Genomic DNA, 17,581 nt, shown 5'->3' on the forward strand with positions numbered 1-17,581 from the left:
CCAGGGTTGAGGAGCCGGGGCTCACGGCGCGCCGGGCTCGGGCATCACCGGCGGGCCGATCGGCGGATGACCGGGCGATCACATCAGTTGGCGCACGCTGCAGACCTGCTCGGTCGAAGCCGCGACGCGCACACGCGGCAACGGGATCAGGCGGTCGTCGATGCGGAGGCCGGGAAGCGAGAGCACGAGGGGATCGGCCACGGCGAACGGCTCGCCGACGATGACGAAGACGTGCTGCCGCCAGTTCTCGGTCTTGACGAACAGGCGCAGGAAGTCAGGCCCGCTCCTGTCGGCCGCACCCACGAACGGTGACGTGGGCGCGAAGGAGTACTTGAAGACCTCAAAGTGCTCGCCGCCGATGTAGGCCATGCCGTACAGCCGGACCCGGGAAGCACCCGCCGTCGGCATGTCTTCGGACGAGCTGCAGCGGCGCTCGCCGTTGGCCTTGTCGAGGCAGAAGACCTGGTACGAGGCCTCCGACAACGCCAGCGTTCCAGCCTGACCGGGCGCGGCCTCGGAGACATAGGGCAGCTCGGCACGCTCCAGTTGCAGCCGCCGCCCCTCGGGCGCCAGAACGGTCATGCAAAGGGTTCCGAAGGGCTCTCCAGGGCACCGGGAGAGATGGATCTCCGCTTCGGGCTCGAGTTGCAGGTTCAGGAAGTAGGGCTGCGGCTGCAGGGCCGTCACGGCAGGCGACACCGTGCCGACCGGTTCCACGCGCAGCACGCGCGCGTCGTGGCAGTTGGCGCAGCCTTGCAACAGCACAGCAAGCAGCAGCGCGCCCCAAGGCCACGGCCGCCCTCGCGAGTGCGGGGCGCCGGCAGGGTGCGGATGCGGGGAGCCCTCGCGGTTCATTCCGTGCACTCCACGAAGAAATGGCTGGTCAGCCGTGCGTACTCGTAGGCCCGGACGATGTCGGGGCCCGTGAAACCGTGCGGGCACAAGCCGCGCTCCACCAGAAGATCCGCCGCATGGCGGCGCATGCCTTCGCGGATTCGCTCGCTGGCCGCAAGTGGCAGCGCCTGGATCTCGGGGTACTTCTTCAAGCCAGGGTCGCCATGCACCACGAACCGCACCCGCTTCGGGTTGTCCGGGTCGACAGTCACCGTCTCGGGCACCGGCCGGCGAGACGGGTCGGTGACACAGCCGGCAACGGCCAACACCGCCAGGAGCAGCAAGGCGACGGTGCGAGCCTGCTGGCCGAGGGGGCCACGGGCCGAGGTGAGCGCGGTCATGGTGTGGTGCCGGGGCAGCCACCAGGCGACAGCTGAAGCCATCGTGGAGCGGATGTGATTTGGGCGACCGCACGGCGAGGTCGCCGACGGGCACCTGCGTGCGCAGCCGCCAGTGAGGCGAGGCCGGCGAGCAGCAAGCGGTTCAGGGCGAATTGCATGTCCGATTCCGACGCGACGCCGCGTCGAGCCACGACCAGACTGCAAGCCACTTTTTGCAGGAGCAGACCGATGCATGACTTGAACGGCAAGGTGGCGATCGTCGTGGGCGCCAGTTCCGGGATCGGGCGCGCGACGGCGTTGTTGTTCGCATCCTGCGGGGCGGCCGTCGTCCTGGGGGCACGGCGCCGCCACGAATTGGACTGGGTGGCGAAGGAAATCAGCAGCCGCGGCGGACGCGCCGAGTATCTCGCCGGCGACGCGAGTGACGAAGGCTTCGCGGAAAGCCTGGTCGCCCTGGCGGAGGAGCGTTTCGGCGGTCTGGACATCGCCTTCAACAACGCCGGCACGCTGGGCGAGATGGGGCCGAGCGACACCGTCTCGGCAGAGGGCTGGCGCCAGACCCTCGACACCAACCTGACGGGCGCGTTCTTCGGCGCCAAGCACCAGATCCGCGCGATGAAGAAACGTGGCGCCGGCAGCATCGTCTTCACGTCGACCTTCGTCGGCCACACCGTCGGCTTCCCGGGCGTTGCCGCTTATGCCGCCAGCAAGGCGGGCATCGTCGGGCTGACCCAGGCGCTGGCCGCAGAACTCGGCCCGGTCGGCATCCGCGTCAACGCGCTGCTCCCGGGCGGCACCGACACCGCGATGGGGCGGCAGATGAGTTCGACACCCGAGCAACGGCGCCGGGTCGCCGACCTCCATGCGCTGAAACGACTGGCCAGCCCGGAGGAACTGGCGCAGAGCGCGCTGTTCCTGGCCTCCGAAGCGTCGTCGTTCATGACCGGGGCGGCGATGCTGGTGGACGGCGGGGTTTCGATCAACCGGACGTAGGTGCAGCCGGAGCTTCCTGCCGGTTCAACGCCCACGATCCGACGTGCGGGAGCTCACAGCGCGCCGGCCTCGGGCATCACCAGCCGGCCGATCGACATCAGGCCCTGGGCGTCGAGTTCGGTGACCTCCGTCCAGCGGCGGCTGCCCGGCGCCGTTTCCAGTTCCGGCAGCGGCAAGCCGAGGACGAAGCGGGTCGACGCACCGGACAGGGCGAAGAAGCGGCGCGAGCCTGGCGCCAGCTTGACGGCCAGCGGCGGGGCCATCTCCCCGAACACCGGCAGGCCGGCGACGGTGCGCAACAGATGGTGGCCGGGCGGCAGGCTGATGACCGTGCAGGTACCCGAGTCCAGCGTCGCCAGATGGCGATCGCCCTCGACCACCCGGACGAGCTTCGAGTCGTGCGGCGCACGCAGCAGGTAGACGAGGGCCTGCCCCGGCGGCGCGTCCTGCAGCGGCAGGTCGACCGGCGGCACGTGGGGCTTGAACTCGGTGGCGCAGGACGCCAGTGCGGCGGAACAGAGCAGCAGCCAATGGCGGCGCGAGAGCGGGCGTTGCGTCATGCCTCAAAGACGCCCGGCGTCACGCGACAGGTCGTCGAGGGCCTCGAAGAGCACCTGGTGGATGTCGTCTCCGGCGATGTGGCCGGTGAGGCTTTGACGGGACAGCCCGACGACCGGCACGCCGTCGACCGTCGCTTCGATCCTGGCCGAGACGAGCGAGGACCGCGAGCGCCGCGCGATGTAGTCGATGACGACCGGCGCCAGCAGGCTGCCGACGACGGCCGACCTGCCGGAGCCGGCGGCGTCCACCGGCATCGGCAACGGCGCCGGGCCCGAGGCGAGACTGCTGTTGCCCGCCGCCGGCTGGAACACCTGGACCTTGAGCTCCTTCAGTTCGACCCTCTTGCCGGCCAACGCGGTGCCGGCACGGTCCTGCAGCCAGTTGCCGACCAGCACCGACGGCGGCCGCGTGAACGCGTCGTCACCGAAGAAGACCGTGGTGCCGAGCGAGTCCTGCTCTTGCGTCGTGACCAGCCGCAGTTGGCTGCGAGCATCGACGAAGGCGAACGACAGCGCCGTCGCCTCCGGTGGCGCGGTCTGGCAGCCGGCCACGAGAACGACGAGTGCGAGGAGCAGGCGGGTCATGGCGGGGCGCTGGTGGGATGAGGAACAGGCGGAATGGACTCTCACCGCACCCCCGCACCCGCCGCCTGGGGCCACGTCACCCGATAGACGGTCACGCCGTCACGCCAATAGGACGGGCCTTGGTGAACGCGGATGCCGAGGGCGGGCGAATCACCGATGGTCTCGCCGTCCTGGATGACGGGGCCCTTGGAGATCAAGTACTGCGCCATGCCCTGCAGGAGCACGAACACTTCCAGGCCGGGGCGGTTGACGTCCTTGGCCTCGATCTCGCGCAGGTCGAACTGCTCCATGCCCTGGGTCGACACCGAGAACCCGCGCTCGGCATCACGGCTGACCCGGAAGTTGATCCACAGCCATGCCGGCGGCTGGTCGCGGTTGGTGGCGGCGCTTTGGCGCAGGAAGGCGTCGCGCGACTGGAGGCTCGCGCCCCAGTAGCTCGCGATCGCGTTGCCGTCCATCAGCGAGGCGACCACGTCGGTGAGCAGCAGCGACGCGTCGAGCTTGTCGAGGCCCGTGCCGAGAACGCTGACGGCCACGTGAGCCCGGTGACCGGCCGTGGCTTGGCACGCCTGGCGCCAATACCAGGCGGCAGCACACAGATCGTCGATCTGGCCCTTGGGCAGCGGCGCGTCGATCAGGCCGACCATGACGGTGCCGCCGGCCACACGCAGCAGGATGACGTCGCGCCCATCGGCCTCCATGCCGGTGATCGCCAGACGCCCGGCCAGACGCTTCTCGACCTGGGCGCGGAACGCCTTCGCCTCGGGCAGCCTGGGCTCCGACAGCAGCACGAAGGACAGCACGTCGGCCTTGCTGGTCTCCGCCGCGCGGGCCGGGAGGAGCGTGAACAGCAGGCAGAGCAGCAGGGCGAGGGTGCGGATGGGCATGACGGTGTGGCTCAACGACTGATGCTGTTTCGCGACGTTCGATTGTTCCCGCAGACAGTGCGCACTGGCCCCGGTTCCCCGGGACCTCGATGGACCATCATCGAGCTTGGCTCAAAAGCCGGAATCCATTTCGCACATCACTGCGGACCACGCCATTTTTGAAAGGCACGCGACATCACTCAAGGCTGACCTTCACAGTGAAACCATACTCGTTTAGCTTGGCAGCAACTTTTGGTTCATAGCCTTCTTTGGGCACCAACTCCGCCGCACGAAAGAAGTCGCGTTTTGCCTGTACTCTGTCGCCGAGAGCCTCATACGACAGCGCACGCTGGTATAGGGCGTAGCCGTAGTCGGGCTGCTTTGGTATCCCGCTGGTCATGGCCTCAATCGCGTCGCTGTATCGCCCCATCTCATGCAGGGTCCTGGCGGTGTGATAGTGCACCGCCATCCCGGGCCCGGATCCTGGACCATCCTCGTCGAACTGCATCGCCGCTCGCAGCGCCTCGAGCGACTCGTCGAGCCTCCCGGCCTCCCTGAGGTATGCCCCAAGCATGATGTGCGGCCACGCATCCTTGGGTTTCTCTTCGAAGGTGGATTGGCGCTGATCCTCAGCGGCAAGGGCCCACTCTTTCATGTCCGCATACGCATTCGCTCGAGCCTGCAGCACGAAGGCTCTCGCCCGAGCGGGCAACTGTTGCTTTAGGCATTGCGAGAGCGGATCAATTGCCTCCGCTGGCCGGTTCGCTTGAAGGGCCTCCAACCCGTGCCGGCAGTCAGCGGGCTGCGCACTTGCGACACCGACAGAGCAGAGGACGAGCGCGAATAGTGAGCGACGCATGGCGGACCAAGGGTTGATATGTGAAAGCTGACGCAAGCAGATGTCCATCACGATCCTGGAGTCAGGTCTCCCATGGGAGCGGACTTGTACAGCCTCGGTCACTGCCCGTGCTGGACACAAAGAGCTCGATTCCGAGTGAAGCGGCCCACATCACTAACGCCACCGGCAATCGGGATGACCAGAAAGGCTGTCCCAGCAAAGGACGCGGAACTCACTGCACGTCCATTCCCATCCGAATCAATCCCCAGTTTCTTCGTCTGAGTTCCGACGCCTATGAAAACATTACCAGACTCACTGGCAGCGGAGCCAAATGGACGAGTCAGCCTCACTTGACCGGACTCAAAGGTGAAGTCTCGGCCCGATGCGAAGACTTGCTCCTTGATGACTCCATTTGAGGTATGTGCCGAGACAGAAACCTTGTCATCCATGAGCGACCGCACCTCCACCGCCGTGATGTCACCGTGTGGAAGCTTGGAGTCGGGCCAAATGATGGAGCTCAAGAACATGAGGCCGACGCCCTTTCCGACATGCGCTCGGTTTTCGTAGCAACCGGCGAGCGACTCCAACGATGCGACGCGTTCGAAGCCGAGGTCATCAATCGGCTTCGTCGACATGCATCCACACAGCAGTGCTGCGGTGGCGGTGCAATAGGTTATTGGTCGCATGCGAATCCTAACACTGGAGATAAACGGCCACATCAATCGCTTCGCGATTGATGTGGCCCACTTGAGCGAAACGCTAGACGCCAAGGTTGCCACTAGCCCCGCCACTCCGCCAGCGCATCGGAAGAGTGGAAACCAAGCGCATTGAGCCGCCCCGGGTGCGGCCCGTAGGCCAGGAAGAACTCCTTGACACCAGGGAGATAGCCCAACCAGTTGTCGCCGGAGCGCGCGATGACAAGCGGAGGGTCTTGTGCGACGAGCTGCTTAAGGCCGGAATCATTTTGTGCGACGCCCAAAATTGTGGCGGCAGCGGGCTCAATGGCAGACGCAACCAAGTCAGCCGTGAGGCGCTCAATCTCAGCGTCTCTATCGAGCTCGAATAGTGGCGTGACGCTACCAAGCGCCACCGATGCTCGAATTGCCTGCATTGCCTCGTCGCGTGTCATTGGCGCCTAAATTTCGACGTGAGCCGCGATGGATTTATTAAGCCTCATAGGGCAGCAAGGAACATGCGCCAACCGTCGACGCCGAAGAACAGAGCCAGGGCGGATATGGTAAACGCCGCCAACACGGCGGTGTCCATAAGTAGCCGCTCCTGAAAAGAAGACTCGGACGAGACGCGTGACACACCAAATTGCGCCTCCCGTCCACCGAGCCGTTGCGTCAGGTACCGCAACGACCATGCGGAGCAGAACCAAGCAAAGGCCAATTGCCCCAGAGTCCTCTCCACGCTGACGTGGACGAGAATGGCTACTGTGACAAGACCGACTTGCATAAGCCAGCCCGCCATTGCGCTGAGCCCAACGCTTGGCACCAAGGACCAGGGGTTCTCATCCAAGAGCGGCTTCGGTTCCCAGCGCGAGCGCCTAGACATAGGTGCGGACAGGGGCGATGGGTAGCAAGCGCGGGTGTGTTGGCATGAGGCCTAACGAATGAAAGGGACACCCCCATAGCGTCCCACCCGCCCGAGGTTATCCCTCAGGCAAGGACGGCCGCCCGATACGACGATGGGGTTGCGAAATCTCATCCTCCACCCGGCTGACGCAAGGAGATGTCCATGACGATTCTGTTTCTCGGCATCGATCTGGCCAAGAACGTGTTTGCCCTGCACGGTGTCGACGAGCGCGGCAGGCCTGCGCTGGTGCGCCCGGCGGTGCGCCGCGACCAATTGCTCGAAGCGGTGGCCAAGTTGCCGCCATGCACCATCGGCATGGAAGCCTGTTCGGGTGCGCACCACTGGGCGCGCCGCTTCCAGGAGTTCGGCCACACGGTGCGACTGATGGCACCCAAGTTCGTCGTGCCCTACCGCATGAGCGGGCGCCGCGGCAAGAACGACGCGGCCGACGCGGCTGCAATCTGCGAAGCGCTGCAGCGCCCGGCGATGCGACTTGTCCACGTCCAAACCGGAGCAGGTTCCGACGGCCAGAACCGTGTCGATCAGGTCGACCGTGGGAACCGCGATCACACATTCCCTCGACTTCTCGAGCGCGGCATACGAGTGATTCCAGGGGCCGGAGGTGATGGCGAATCGGGGCGTGAAGTCCAGCACCATCGTCCACGTGATCGTCAAGACGTTGTGCCGACGGCCGTCGCTGATGCTGACCAGAACGACCGGCCCCGGCTCCAGCAGCGTGAAGGCCTTGGCGAGCGGAAAGTCGTTCATTCATCCCTTCCTTGCAGACGAGCGCCGGGGCCGTAGCCCTGCGGCCCGATATCGGAGCCGACTTCGTTGGCCTTGGGCAAACGCGCAAGCCGCGCGGTTAAATCCCTATATAGCGCGGCGTATCCACCGCGCATCTCATCGCTGCTCACCTCGGCCCTTGGAAAGATACGAGACCTCACCGAGGACCCGGAACTTGGATGCACTCGCACCGAAACCCTCGCAAAGCTGCTTCACCACCCCCGAGAGCACACTCCTTCTTGCAGTTGCCCATGGATCGGAGTTCAAGAATATGGAGTGGAGTAAAGATGACGCCGATGATGCTGCCTGCGATGCCGACTTTGATGGCAAGTCGACGAATCGCAGCTCCGGTCCACGGAAGCGTCTCATGCGGCTTTCCGGAAAGCTGCCCGCCAAAGTAGAAGCGCCCGCATGAACTGCACTGAAGGAAGCTGTAATAGCGCCAGTACAGCCAATGGACGAATACGTAGATGACAAGCAAGGACAGTGCGGGGTGGATAAACGCGAAGCCAAGCCCAAGAACAACGATTGCCCCAATCACCGGGAACAATGGCATCTGAAACTCTGGGCCCTTCTCCTCAAGGCTGAGCCAGGCGGGATGCACGACCGTTCTCTCCAGCGCCGAGCCGCAATGAGGACACTTGTAGCGACGCAACTGCATTTTTATCGAGACCCGATGAGCGGAGGCTCACCACAATACAGCATCCGCCCGCACGAGATTTTGGCCGACAGCCCTATGCGCGCATATCGAGCCATATAGTCCTGCCTGTTCTCTCGCCAGTGCAGCCGCGCCAGAATGATGTATGACTTCGAGGTGCCGCATCTTGTAGGCTGGAACGTGCCCGCAATCAGTTCTTCAACGGCCGGTTAGACCGCACTCCACCTACGGCAGCCAAGTTGCCTTGCCCACGACCGCAAGATACCGGGCATGATCGTCACCAATATTGCCTTTGCCCTCGACGGTGATGAAGGCAAGCCGGCCGCTTGGGGATACAAGCATGTACTGCAGGAAGTAGCCGGACGAGAAGAGACCTGAAGTTTCGGAGCCGATATAGACAAGGATGCTCCCGTCACTCAAGGTCTCGTTCGCAGAGGGCACGACGAGATTTCCGGCTCGCTCTGCCTGCTTGCGCAGAAAGCCACGGCCAAACGAGACCATCTTGGCTTGCTCATCAGGATTGGGCTCCCCAGATGTATCTGCCTTTGATCGCATGACCGTGACGAGAACCTTCTCTCCCGTTGGCCCAGCGAGCTCGAATGGCGGCTTGGCGCTGCGTACGCTGAAGCCTTCAGGCAGATCCAGTTTGAGCGAACCAAGCTGAACTCCCTCCGCAGCGCATATCAGTGAAAATGCTGCCAGCGCCACGGCGGCAATTACTTTTCGGAGACGATTCATGTTTTACTTTTGCAACCCAACGTATGCGGCACACCAACGCCGCCCATCACACTGAACGCTCGCGTAACAGCCCAACCCGCGACTCAGGCCTACTTTTCCTTTTGAGTTTCTCGTCGCCGAGCCACCTGTTCCACAGGCGTAAAAATGACGCCAAAGGCGGCGTCGGTTACAGATGATTCTGAGCCGCCCCACGTCCCCCGCCAAGCCCTCCGCCCGCCTTCGGGGGGAGGTCCGCCACCCCGAGCGAACAACCCCCACCCCGCCCTGCCGCGGACGCCGGGTGGCCGGTGGAGTGAAGTAAAGGAGGAGGCCCGGCGCAGCCGGGCCGGGGGACATGAACGGAACCGGCCACCCGGTGGCCGCGGCACGCCGCAGTCGTTCGCGGACGAGCAACCAGGACCAAACCCGGAACCGACGCGAAGAGATGGACGGCAATCAGGCAGCGCCAGAACAGCGCCGCCCCACAAACGCGAGAAACCAGCGCAGAAGCCCCTACACCCCCACCTTCAACGCCCCCCGCCGAATCTGATCCCGCTCCAGGCTCTCGAACAGCGCCTTGAAGTTGCCTTCGCCGAAACCCTCCTCGCGCCGGCGCTCGATGAACTCGAAGAACACCGGCCCGAGCAGCGTCTCGGAGAAGATCTGCAGCAGCAGCCGCTTGTCGCCGTCTTTCGTCGAGCCGTCGACCAGGATGCCGCGCGCCTGCAGTTGGGGCACCGGCAGGCCGTGGCCGGGCAGGCGTTCGTCGAGCATCTGGTAGTAGATGTCGTTGGGCGCCGTCATCAGTGGCACGCCGGCCATCTGCAGCGCGTCGACGGTGGCCACCAGGTCGTCGGTCAGCAGCGCGATGTGCTGGATGCCCTCGCCGCTGAACTTCATCAGGAACTCCTCGATCTGGCCGCTGCCGCCCTTGCCCGACTCCTCGTTCAGCGGAATGCGGATCAGCCCGTCGGGCGCGGTCATCGCGCGGCTCGTGAGGCCGGTGTACTCGCCCTGGATGTCGAAGTAGCGGATCTCGCGGAAGTTGAACAGCCGCTCGTAGAAGCCGCCCCAGAACGCCATGCGCCCGCGGTAGACGTTGTGCGTCAGGTGGTCGATGACGCGCAGACCGTGGCCCTGCGGGTGGCGCGCCGCCGGATCGGCATAACCGGGCAGGAACTCGAAATCGATGTCGTAGATGCTCTTGCCGTCCTCGAAGCGGTCGATCAGGTACAGCGCCGCGCCGCCGATGCCGCGGATGGCCGGCAGGCGCAGTTCCATCGGCCCGGTGGGCACGTCGATCGGTTGCGCGCCCAGTTCCAGCGCACGCGCGTAGGCGTGGTGCGAGTCGCGCACGCGGAAGGCCAGCGCGCAGGCGCAGGGCCCGTGCTCGGCGGCAAAGTAGCCGGCCAGGCTCTTGGGCTCGCGGTTGACGATGAAGTTGATGTCGCCCTGGCGGTACAGGACGACGTCCTTGCTGCGGTGGCGGGCGACGAGCGCGAAGCCCATCTTCTCGAACAGCGGCTCCAGGACGTTCGGCGTCGGCGAGGCGAACTCGACGAACTCGAAGCCCTGCAGCCCCATCGGGTTGGGGAACAGGTCGGGCATGGATGTCTCCGTGGGGAACGGTTGAAAGCGTGCGGCGGGGCTCAGCAGCCCGGCGGCGCGCACGCGATCCCGCGCACGGAGACGGCCAGATGGCCGCCGAAGGTCATCGCCTGCGCGGCGGCCCGCTCGTGCACACGGCCACCCCGGCGCGCCGGGGGCGCGCAGCGACGGAGACAGGCGGGGGAGCGGGTGGCGGGCATCGTGCGGTAGCAGGGGAACCGCGGCGCGCGCCACCGGCGCGCCGCCTTGCCTGCCGGATGCCAGCCTAAGCCCGGGCCGGGGGCGCCGGCCTCGGGATAAACGCCGGGGCGGCGCTCAGGCCTTCGGAACGCCGAGCACCACGTGGGACGCCTTGATGACGGCCGTGGCCGCCACGCCCGGCGCCAGGCCCAGCTCCTTCACGGCTTCCTTGGTGACGATGGCGGCGATCTGCGCGCCGCCCGGCAGCGTGATGACGACCTCGGCGTTCACGGCGCCGGTCTCGACGGCGCTGACGGTGCCGGCCAGCTGGTTGCGCGCCGACAGCTTCAGCTCGCTGTCGCCGGTCATCACGATGACCCAGGGCGCCTTGACCAGCGCCACCACCGGCTTGCCCGGGGCCAGCTCCAGGTCGGTGCAGCTGGCCAGCGTGACGATGGCCGTCAGCTGGTCGCCCGCCCCCAGATCGACATGGACTTCGGCATTGACGGCACCGGCCTTGACCGCCGAGATGGTGCCGCGGAGAACGTTGCGTGCGCTGATCTTCATCGTGCTTCCCTTGTGTTGCAGGCTCTGACGGGTTTTTTGTAGTGTTGCCTACATAGAATGTCGGGCACCCGACAGCGTCGGCCCGATGCAAGCCACTCTAAGGGCCACGCCTATGTCGATGCCACCATAACGACGGCATCGCACCACGCCCGCATCCGGCGGGCGCAGGACGGCCGTGGTGGCACGGCTTTCGCTATCTACCGCGGTACATAGAAATGCCGAACACGATGGACTCCGACGCCGCCCCCCGCTTCGCCGCCCGCATGACGCTGGACACCGACGGCGGCGCCTCGCTGGGCGAGACCCGTGTGCGCCTGCTGGAGGCCATCGACCGCCACGGCTCGATCAACCAGGCCGCCAAGGCCGTGCCGCTGTCGTACAAGGCCGCCTGGGACGCGATCGACACGCTGAACAACCTGGCGCCGCAGCCGCTGGTCGAACGGGTCACCGGCGGCCGCCAGGGCGGCGGCACCCGCCTCACCGACTACGGCCGGCGGGTCGTCGCGATGTACCGCGCGCTGGAGAGCGAGTACCAGACGGTGCTCGACCGTGTCGCCGCGCACCTGCCCGACGCCGGCGCGTCCGACGTGCGCGCCTTCCGCCAGCTGATGCGCCGCGCGTCGATGCGCAGCAGCGCCCGCAACCAGTTCCACGGCCGCATCGTCGGCCTGCGCGACGGCCGCGTCGATTACGAGGTGCGCCTGGCGCTGGACGACGCCACCGAGATCGTCGCCGTCATCACCCAGGCCAGCGCCGAGAACCTGGGCCTGGCCATCGGCCAGGAGGTGCTGGCGCTGGTGAAGTCGAGTTCGGTGCTCGTCGCCACCGACCGCGCCATGCGCGTCACCGCGCGCAACCAGCTCTGGGGCGAGGTCTCGGCGGTGCACCCGGGCGCCGTCAACGACGAGGTCGTCATCGCCCTGCCCGGCGGCCGCAGCGTCGCGGCCGTCGTCACGCACGGCAGCGTCGAGGCGCTGGGCCTGGTACCCGGCATGGCCGCCGGCGCGCTGTTCAAGTCCTCGGCGGTGATCCTGGCCACCTATGACTGACGCCTGTCCCGTTCCCCCGTCCCCCGTCACACGGAGCTTTCCCGCATGAAGAACCCGATCGCCCTCGCCGCCCTGCTCTTCGCCGCCAGCCTGGCCCATGCCGACGAGGTGCAGGTGGCCGTGGCCGCCAACTTCACCGCGCCGGCGCAGAAGATCGCCGCCCAGTTCGAGAAGGACACCGGCCACGTCGCCAAGCTGAGCTTCGGCGCCACCGGCAAGTTCTACGCGCAGATCACCAACGGCGCGCCGTTCGAGGTGCTGCTCGCGGCCGACGACGAGACGCCGGCCAAGCTGGAGAAGGAAGGCCAGGCCGCGCCGGGCACCCGTTTCACCTACGCCATCGGCACGCTGGTGCTGTGGAGCGCCAAGGCCGGCGTCGTCGACGACCAGGGTGCGCTGCTGAAGAGCGGCAACTTCGAGCGCCTGTCGATCGCCAACCCCAAGACCGCGCCCTACGGCGCCGCCGCCGTCGAGACGATGAAGGCGCTGGGTGTCTTCGACGCCGTGACGCCCAAGCTGGTGCAGGGCGAGAACATCGCCCAGGCCTACCAGTTCGTCGCCACCGGCAACGCGCCGATCGGCTTCGTCGCGCTGTCGCAGGTGTTCGAGGACGGCGCGCTGAAGAGCGGTTCGGCCTGGATCGTGCCGGCCAAGCTGCACCAGCCGATCCGCCAGGACGCCGTCGTGCTGGCCAAGGGTGCCGCCAACCCGGCGGCCAAGGCTTGGCTCGCGTACCTCAAGAGCGAAAAGGCGCTGACCATCATCCGCGCCTACGGCTACCAGGTCGCACCGTAACGCGACGCACGGAGCCCGCCGATGCCGTTCAGCAGCGAAGACTGGGGCGCGATCCGGCTGACGCTGGAGCTGGCGACGGTGGTCACCGCGCTGCTGCTCGTCATCGGCACGCCGATCGCGTGGTGGCTGGCGCGCACGCGGTCGTGGTGGAAGGGCCCGGTCGGCGCGGTCGTCGCGCTGCCGCTGGTGCTGCCGCCGACGGTGCTGGGCTTCTACCTGCTGCTGGCGATGGGGCCGCACGGCCCCGTCGGCGCGTTCACCGAGTGGCTGGGCATCGGCCGCCTGCCGTTCACCTTTCCCGGGCTGGTCGTGGCCTCGGTGTTCTATTCGATGCCTTTCGTCGTGCAGCCGCTGCAGAACGCCTTCGAGGCGCTGGGCGACCGGCCGCTGGAAGCCGCGGCGACGCTGCGCGCCGGGCCGCTGGACACCTTCTTCAGCGTCGTCGTGCCGCTGGCGCGGCCGGGTTTCCTCACCGCCTCCATCCTCGGCTTCGCGCACACCGTCGGCGAGTTCGGCGTCGTGCTGATGATCGGCGGCAACATCCCCGAGCAGACGCGCGTCGTCTCGGTGCAGATCTACGACCACGTCGAGGCGATGGAGTACGCCCAGGCCCACGTGCTGGCCGCCGGCATGGTGATCTTCAGCTTCGTCGTGCTGCTCGGGCTGTACACGCTGAACCCGTCGCGGAGGCGGGCATGAACGCCGGCCGCCCCGAAGCGCAGGCCGTCGAACGCGCGGCCGAACCGCGGGCGCCGATCGAGGCCCGTTTCGACGTCGACTACCCCGGCTTCCGGCTGCAGGCCGATCTGCGGCTGCCGGGCCGCGGCGTCACCGCGCTGTTCGGGCCGTCGGGCTCGGGCAAGACGACGCTGCTGCGCGCCATCGCCGGGCTGGAACGCCACCGCGGCCGGCTCGTCGTCGGCGGCGAGTGCTGGCAGGACGACGCACGCGGCCTCTTCGTGCCGACGCACAAGCGCCCGGTCGGCGTCGTCTTCCAGGACGCCTGCCTGTTCGAGCACCTGACGGTGCGCGCCAACCTCGACTTCGGCCGCAAGCGCATCGCGGCGGCCGATCGCCGTGTCGACTTCGACGCCGCCGTCGAGCTGATGGGCATCGCCCACCTGCTGGAGCGCAAGCCGGCGCATCTGTCCGGCGGCGAGCGCCAGCGTGTCGCCGTCGCGCGCGCCTTGCTGACCAGCCCGCGCCTGCTGCTGATGGACGAGCCGCTGGCCGCGCTGGACCAGGCGCGCAAACGCGAGATCCTGCCCTTCCTCGAGAAGCTGCACGCCGAGCTGGACCTGCCCATCCTCTACGTCAGCCACGCGCCCGACGAAGTGGCGCGGCTGGCCGACCACCTGGTGCTGCTGGACACCGGCCGCGTCGTCGCCCACGGCCCACTGGCCGAGCTGATGGCGCGGCTGGACCTGCCCACCGCGCAGGGCGAGGACGCCGGCGTCGTCATCGACGGCCGCGTCGTCGAGCACGACCTGCACTACGGCCTGGTAACGATCGCCTTCCCCGGCGGGCGCGTGCAGGTCGCGCACGGGCCCGAGCCCGTCGGCCGGCGGCTGCGGCTGCAGGTGCGGGCACGCGACGTCAGCGTCGCGCTGTCGGCCTCGGGCGACAGCTCGATCCTCAACCGCGTCGCGGCCACCGTCGTCGCCGAGGCGCCGGCCGACACGCCGGCGCATGTGCTGCTGCGCCTGGACGCCGGCGGCACGCCGCTGGTGGCGCGCATCACCCGGCTGTCGCGCGACCAGCTCGGGCTGGTGCCGGGGCGCCCGGTGTGGGCGCAGATCAAGGCCGTCGCGCTGCTCGCCTGAGGACCGCCGCGATGAACACCCTGCCCGACCCCGAACTGCTGGCCCTGCTGCACGACGACGTTCCCTGCGGCGACCTGACGACCGCGGCGCTGGGCCTGGCCGCGGCGGCACCGGCGCGGCTGGAGTTCCGCGCACGCGGCGCGATGACGGTCTGCGCCACCGAGGAGGCCGAGCGCCTGTTCCAGCTCGCCGGCGCCACGGCGCGCCGCCTGGTGCCCAGCGGCCGTGCGGTTGCGGCGGGTGAACGCCTGCTCGCCGCGCAAGGCCCGGTGCCGGCGCTTCACGCCGCCTGGAAGACGGCGCAGACGCTGGTCGAATGGGCCTCAGGCATCGCCAGCGCCAGCGCCGCGCTGGTGTCCGCGGCGCACGAAGGCGGCCGCCAGGTGCCGGTGGCCTGCACACGCAAGAACGTGCCCGGCACCAAGTGGCTGTCGGCCAAGGCGGTGCGCGCCGGCGGCGCGACGATGCACCGGCTGGGGCTGTCGGAGACGCTGCTCGTCTTCCCCGAACACCGGCTCTACCTGCGCGAGGCGCCGGCGGCCACGGTGGCGCGGCTGCGCGCCGCCGAGCCCGAGAAGACGGTGGTCGTCGAGGTGCGCAGCGTCGACGAGGCGCTGGCCTGGGCCGAAGCCGGCGCCGACGTGCTGCAGCTGGAGAAGTTCAGCCCGGCGCAGGTCGCCGAGAGTCACGCACGCCTGCAGTCGCTGCCACGGCGGCCGCGCCTGGCCGCAGCCGGCGGCGTCAACGCCGGCAACGCCGCGGCCTACGCCGCCGCCGGGGCCGACCTGCTGGTCAGCTCCGCCCCCTACAGCGCGCCGCCTTGCGACGTGCGTGTCGAGTTCCATCCCGGCGACGCCGACGTCGCCTGAGGCCGAAGGAGCATGCCGATGGCCCGCCCGCTCGCCGCCCCGCCGCCGCCCTGCTGCGCCCCCCGGCCGCCGGAAGACTGGAGCCTGCTGCTGCCCGACACGCTGCGCCCGCTGGTCGTGCCGCCGCAACGCTGCGAGCACCACGCCGACGACGAACTGCCGGCCGAACGCACGCTGGGCTACGCCGCCGACGGTTCGCCCAGCTTCTGCGCCAGCCGCCACCGCCTGGCCGCACCGGCGTCCGACGACGACGAGGAGTTCGTCGAAACGACCTCGGTCACCGAATGCACCACCGCCTGGCGGCTGCGCGACGGGCGCTGGCTGGTGCACGAGTCGGTGCTGCACTACGGCCGCTGCCCGCCCGAGGAGAGCGCCCGCTTCTACCTGTCGGAGACGATGCCACGATGAGAACCCCGCTGTCGGCGCGTTGGCGCGCCTTCCTGCTGCCGCTGCTCGCGGCCCTGAGCTTCGCCGCGCCGGCCCGCGCCGAGCCGCCGATCGTCGCCGCCGGCGCCGGCTACAAGCGCCCGGTGACCGAGCTCGCCCAGGCTTTCGAGGCGCGCAGCGGGTTCAAGCTCGAAGCCTCGTTCGGCAACATGGCGCAGGTGCTGGCGCTGGCCGGGCAGAGCGCGCGTGTCGCGCTGGTGCTCGGCGACCAGGCCTTCCTCGACGCCGCGCCGCTGCTGAAGGGCGCACGCCGGGTGCCGGTCGGCGAAGGCCGGCTGGTGCTGGCCTGGGCCAAGGCCGCGCCGGCGCCGGCCAAGGCCGAGGCGCTGGCCGAGCCGGCCTACGCGCGCATCGCGCTGCCCGACCCGACACACGCCGTCTACGGCAAGGCGGCCACCGAGTTCCTGCAGCGCAGCGGCCTGGCCGAGACGCTGAAGCCGCGGCTGATGACGGTGGCCACGGTGCCGCAGGTCTCGGCCTATCTCGTCAGCGGCGACGTCGACGCCGGTTTCATCAACCTGACCGACGCGCTCGGCATCCGCGAGCGCATCGGCGGCTGGCTGGCCGTCGACCCGGCGCTGTACTCGCCGGTGCACATCGTCGCCGCGGTCGTGCCGGGGCACGAGGGCGACGCCGAGATCAAGGCTTTCGAGGCCTTCCTGGCGACGCCCGAGGCGCAGGCGCTGCTGCGCCGCCACGGGCTCTGACGCCGGGCCCGTGCCGGACCTGCTCGCCGCGCTGGCCGAGCCGGCGCTGCGTTCGGCGCTCGTGCTGTCGGCCCAGGTCGCGGCGCTGACGCTGCTGGTGCACGCGACGCTGGGCACCGCACTGGCCGCGGCGCTGGCGCGGCGCGGCTGGCGCGGGCGCTGGCTGCTCGACGTGCTGGTGACGCTGCCGCTGGTGTTCCCGCCGGTGGCCACCGGCTTTCTGCTGCTGTGGCTGCTGGGCCGCCACGGCGCCGTCGGCGCGCCGCTGCGCGAGCACCTGGGGCTGGACTTCGTGTTCTCGTTTGCCGGCGTGCTGCTGGCCTCGGTGCTGGCCGGGCTGCCGCTGGTCGTGAAGCCCGTGCAGGCGGCGCTGGAGAGCGCCGCGGCGCGCCTGGGCGAGGCGGCGCGCACGCTGGGCAAGAACGAGTGGCAGATCCTGCTGCAGGTGCTGCTGCCGGCGACCCGGCGTGCACTCGCCGCCGGGCTGGCGCTGGGGCTGGCGCGTTCGGTCGGCGAAGTCGGCATCACGCTGATGCTGGGCGGCAACGTCGAAGGCCGCACGACGACGGTCTCGCTGGCGATCTACAACGCCGTGATGGGCGGCGAGTTCGCCCAGGCGGCGCTGCTGTCGGCGCTGCTCGGCGCCGTGGCGCTGGCGGTGTTCGCGGCGCTGCGCCGGCTCGAAGCCTTGTGAGCGCCGGTTGCGAGCACCCTCACCCC

Annotated in this window: 21 protein-coding genes and 2 pseudogenes; 10 read left to right on the forward strand and 13 right to left on the reverse strand. The window is 68.4% G+C overall.

Going from position 1 to position 17,581, the window contains the following annotated elements:
• Positions 1-78: 78 nt before the first annotated feature.
• Positions 79-855 carry a hypothetical protein gene (locus G5B56_RS09305; RefSeq protein ID WP_164963011.1) on the reverse strand — a complete coding sequence of 259 codons (777 nt, stop codon included), beginning with the start codon at positions 853-855 and terminating at the stop codon, positions 79-81.
• Positions 852-1,235: a hypothetical protein gene (locus G5B56_RS09310; protein WP_164963012.1), complete on the reverse strand. Its 384-nt coding sequence runs from the start codon at positions 1,233-1,235 to the stop codon at positions 852-854. Before G5B56_RS09310 ends, G5B56_RS09305 begins: the two co-directional genes overlap by 4 nt.
• A 228-nt stretch (positions 1,236-1,463) precedes the next feature.
• Between G5B56_RS09310 and G5B56_RS09315 the strand changes: the two genes are divergently transcribed.
• Positions 1,464-2,228 (forward strand): SDR family oxidoreductase, encoded by a 765-nt coding sequence (locus G5B56_RS09315; protein ID WP_164963013.1) that lies wholly within the window; start codon positions 1,464-1,466, stop codon positions 2,226-2,228.
• A gap of 53 nt (positions 2,229-2,281) precedes the next feature.
• On the opposite strand, the gene G5B56_RS09320 is transcribed toward G5B56_RS09315, so the two are convergent.
• From G5B56_RS09320 to G5B56_RS09345, 6 genes are all read right to left on the reverse strand, one after another.
• Positions 2,282-2,788: a hypothetical protein gene (locus G5B56_RS09320; protein ID WP_164963014.1), complete on the reverse strand. Its 507-nt coding sequence runs from the start codon at positions 2,786-2,788 to the stop codon at positions 2,282-2,284.
• A 3-nt stretch (positions 2,789-2,791) separates the two neighbouring features.
• A complete protein-coding gene (locus G5B56_RS09325; protein ID WP_164963015.1) occupies positions 2,792-3,373 on the reverse strand; it encodes a hypothetical protein in 582 nt (193 codons plus the stop codon).
• Positions 3,374-3,414: 41 nt separating this feature from the next.
• Entirely contained in the window at positions 3,415-4,275 is an 861-nt protein-coding gene (locus G5B56_RS09330) for a DUF4261 domain-containing protein (RefSeq protein ID WP_230248360.1), read from the reverse strand.
• A gap of 160 nt (positions 4,276-4,435) precedes the next feature.
• Entirely contained in the window at positions 4,436-4,894 is a 459-nt protein-coding gene (locus G5B56_RS09335) for a tetratricopeptide repeat protein (RefSeq protein WP_164963016.1), read from the reverse strand.
• Between the two features lie 302 nt (positions 4,895-5,196).
• Positions 5,197-5,712, reverse strand: a complete 516-nt coding sequence (locus tag G5B56_RS09340; protein WP_138938904.1) for a hypothetical protein — start codon at positions 5,710-5,712, stop codon at positions 5,197-5,199.
• A 143-nt stretch (positions 5,713-5,855) separates the two neighbouring features.
• Positions 5,856-6,206 (reverse strand): hypothetical protein, encoded by a 351-nt coding sequence (locus G5B56_RS09345; RefSeq protein ID WP_164963017.1) that lies wholly within the window; start codon positions 6,204-6,206, stop codon positions 5,856-5,858.
• A 611-nt stretch (positions 6,207-6,817) separates the two neighbouring features.
• Between G5B56_RS09345 and G5B56_RS09350 the strand changes: the two are divergent.
• Positions 6,818-7,162: pseudogene (locus G5B56_RS09350) on the forward strand (transposase); the annotation flags it as partial.
• Here G5B56_RS09350 and G5B56_RS20130 read toward each other — a convergent pair.
• The 5 genes and pseudogenes from G5B56_RS20130 to G5B56_RS09375 all read right to left on the reverse strand — a co-directional run.
• Positions 7,130-7,423: pseudogene (locus tag G5B56_RS20130) on the reverse strand (flavin reductase family protein); the annotation flags it as partial. The pseudogenes G5B56_RS09350 and G5B56_RS20130 sit on opposite strands and share 33 nt — an antisense overlap.
• A gap of 175 nt (positions 7,424-7,598) precedes the next feature.
• The gene (locus tag G5B56_RS09360) at positions 7,599-8,045 is read right to left on the reverse strand and encodes a hypothetical protein (RefSeq protein ID WP_138938902.1); all 447 of its coding nucleotides are present in this window, start codon (positions 8,043-8,045) and stop codon (positions 7,599-7,601) included.
• 279 nt (positions 8,046-8,324) lie between these two features.
• Positions 8,325-8,837 (reverse strand): hypothetical protein, encoded by a 513-nt coding sequence (locus G5B56_RS09365; RefSeq protein ID WP_138938901.1) that lies wholly within the window; start codon positions 8,835-8,837, stop codon positions 8,325-8,327.
• Between the two features lie 492 nt (positions 8,838-9,329).
• Positions 9,330-10,424, reverse strand: a complete 1,095-nt coding sequence (hppD, locus tag G5B56_RS09370; protein WP_164963018.1) for a 4-hydroxyphenylpyruvate dioxygenase — start codon at positions 10,422-10,424, stop codon at positions 9,330-9,332.
• A gap of 315 nt (positions 10,425-10,739) precedes the next feature.
• On the reverse strand, positions 10,740-11,171 hold the full coding sequence (locus G5B56_RS09375; protein WP_164963019.1) for a molybdopterin-binding protein: 432 nt from the start codon (positions 11,169-11,171) through the stop codon (positions 10,740-10,742).
• A gap of 227 nt (positions 11,172-11,398) precedes the next feature.
• Between G5B56_RS09375 and G5B56_RS09380 the strand changes: the two genes are divergently transcribed.
• The 8 genes from G5B56_RS09380 to modB (G5B56_RS09415) are packed head-to-tail and all read left to right on the forward strand — an operon-like array spanning position 11,399 to position 17,555.
• The gene (locus G5B56_RS09380) at positions 11,399-12,220 is read left to right on the forward strand and encodes a TOBE domain-containing protein (protein WP_164963020.1); all 822 of its coding nucleotides are present in this window, start codon (positions 11,399-11,401) and stop codon (positions 12,218-12,220) included.
• Between the two features lie 45 nt (positions 12,221-12,265).
• Positions 12,266-13,015, forward strand: a complete 750-nt coding sequence (gene modA / locus G5B56_RS09385) for a molybdate ABC transporter substrate-binding protein (protein WP_164963021.1) — start codon at positions 12,266-12,268, stop codon at positions 13,013-13,015.
• Positions 13,016-13,036: 21 nt separating this feature from the next.
• Positions 13,037-13,714, forward strand: a complete 678-nt coding sequence (gene modB / locus G5B56_RS09390) for a molybdate ABC transporter permease subunit (protein WP_164963022.1) — start codon at positions 13,037-13,039, stop codon at positions 13,712-13,714.
• Positions 13,711-14,838, forward strand: a complete 1,128-nt coding sequence (modC, locus tag G5B56_RS09395) for a molybdenum ABC transporter ATP-binding protein (protein ID WP_164963023.1) — start codon at positions 13,711-13,713, stop codon at positions 14,836-14,838. The genes modB (G5B56_RS09390) and modC overlap by 4 nt, the downstream gene beginning before the upstream one ends.
• 11 nt (positions 14,839-14,849) lie before the next feature.
• Positions 14,850-15,707 carry a ModD protein gene (gene modD, locus G5B56_RS09400; protein WP_009858396.1) on the forward strand — a complete coding sequence of 286 codons (858 nt, stop codon included), beginning with the start codon at positions 14,850-14,852 and terminating at the stop codon, positions 15,705-15,707.
• Between the two features lie 18 nt (positions 15,708-15,725).
• Positions 15,726-16,115 (forward strand): hypothetical protein, encoded by a 390-nt coding sequence (locus G5B56_RS09405; protein ID WP_164963024.1) that lies wholly within the window; start codon positions 15,726-15,728, stop codon positions 16,113-16,115.
• Positions 16,112-16,861 carry a molybdate ABC transporter substrate-binding protein gene (gene modA, locus G5B56_RS09410; protein WP_164963025.1) on the forward strand — a complete coding sequence of 250 codons (750 nt, stop codon included), beginning with the start codon at positions 16,112-16,114 and terminating at the stop codon, positions 16,859-16,861. The genes G5B56_RS09405 and modA (G5B56_RS09410) overlap by 4 nt, the downstream gene beginning before the upstream one ends.
• 10 nt (positions 16,862-16,871) lie before the next feature.
• On the forward strand, positions 16,872-17,555 hold the full coding sequence (gene modB, locus G5B56_RS09415) for a molybdate ABC transporter permease subunit (protein ID WP_164963026.1): 684 nt from the start codon (positions 16,872-16,874) through the stop codon (positions 17,553-17,555).
• Positions 17,556-17,581: the final 26 nt, after the last annotated feature.

It is taken from the genome of Rubrivivax sp. JA1026 (assembly GCF_011065555.1).
GTDB classification, from domain to species: Bacteria; Pseudomonadota; Gammaproteobacteria; order Burkholderiales; family Burkholderiaceae_C; genus Rubrivivax; species Rubrivivax benzoatilyticus.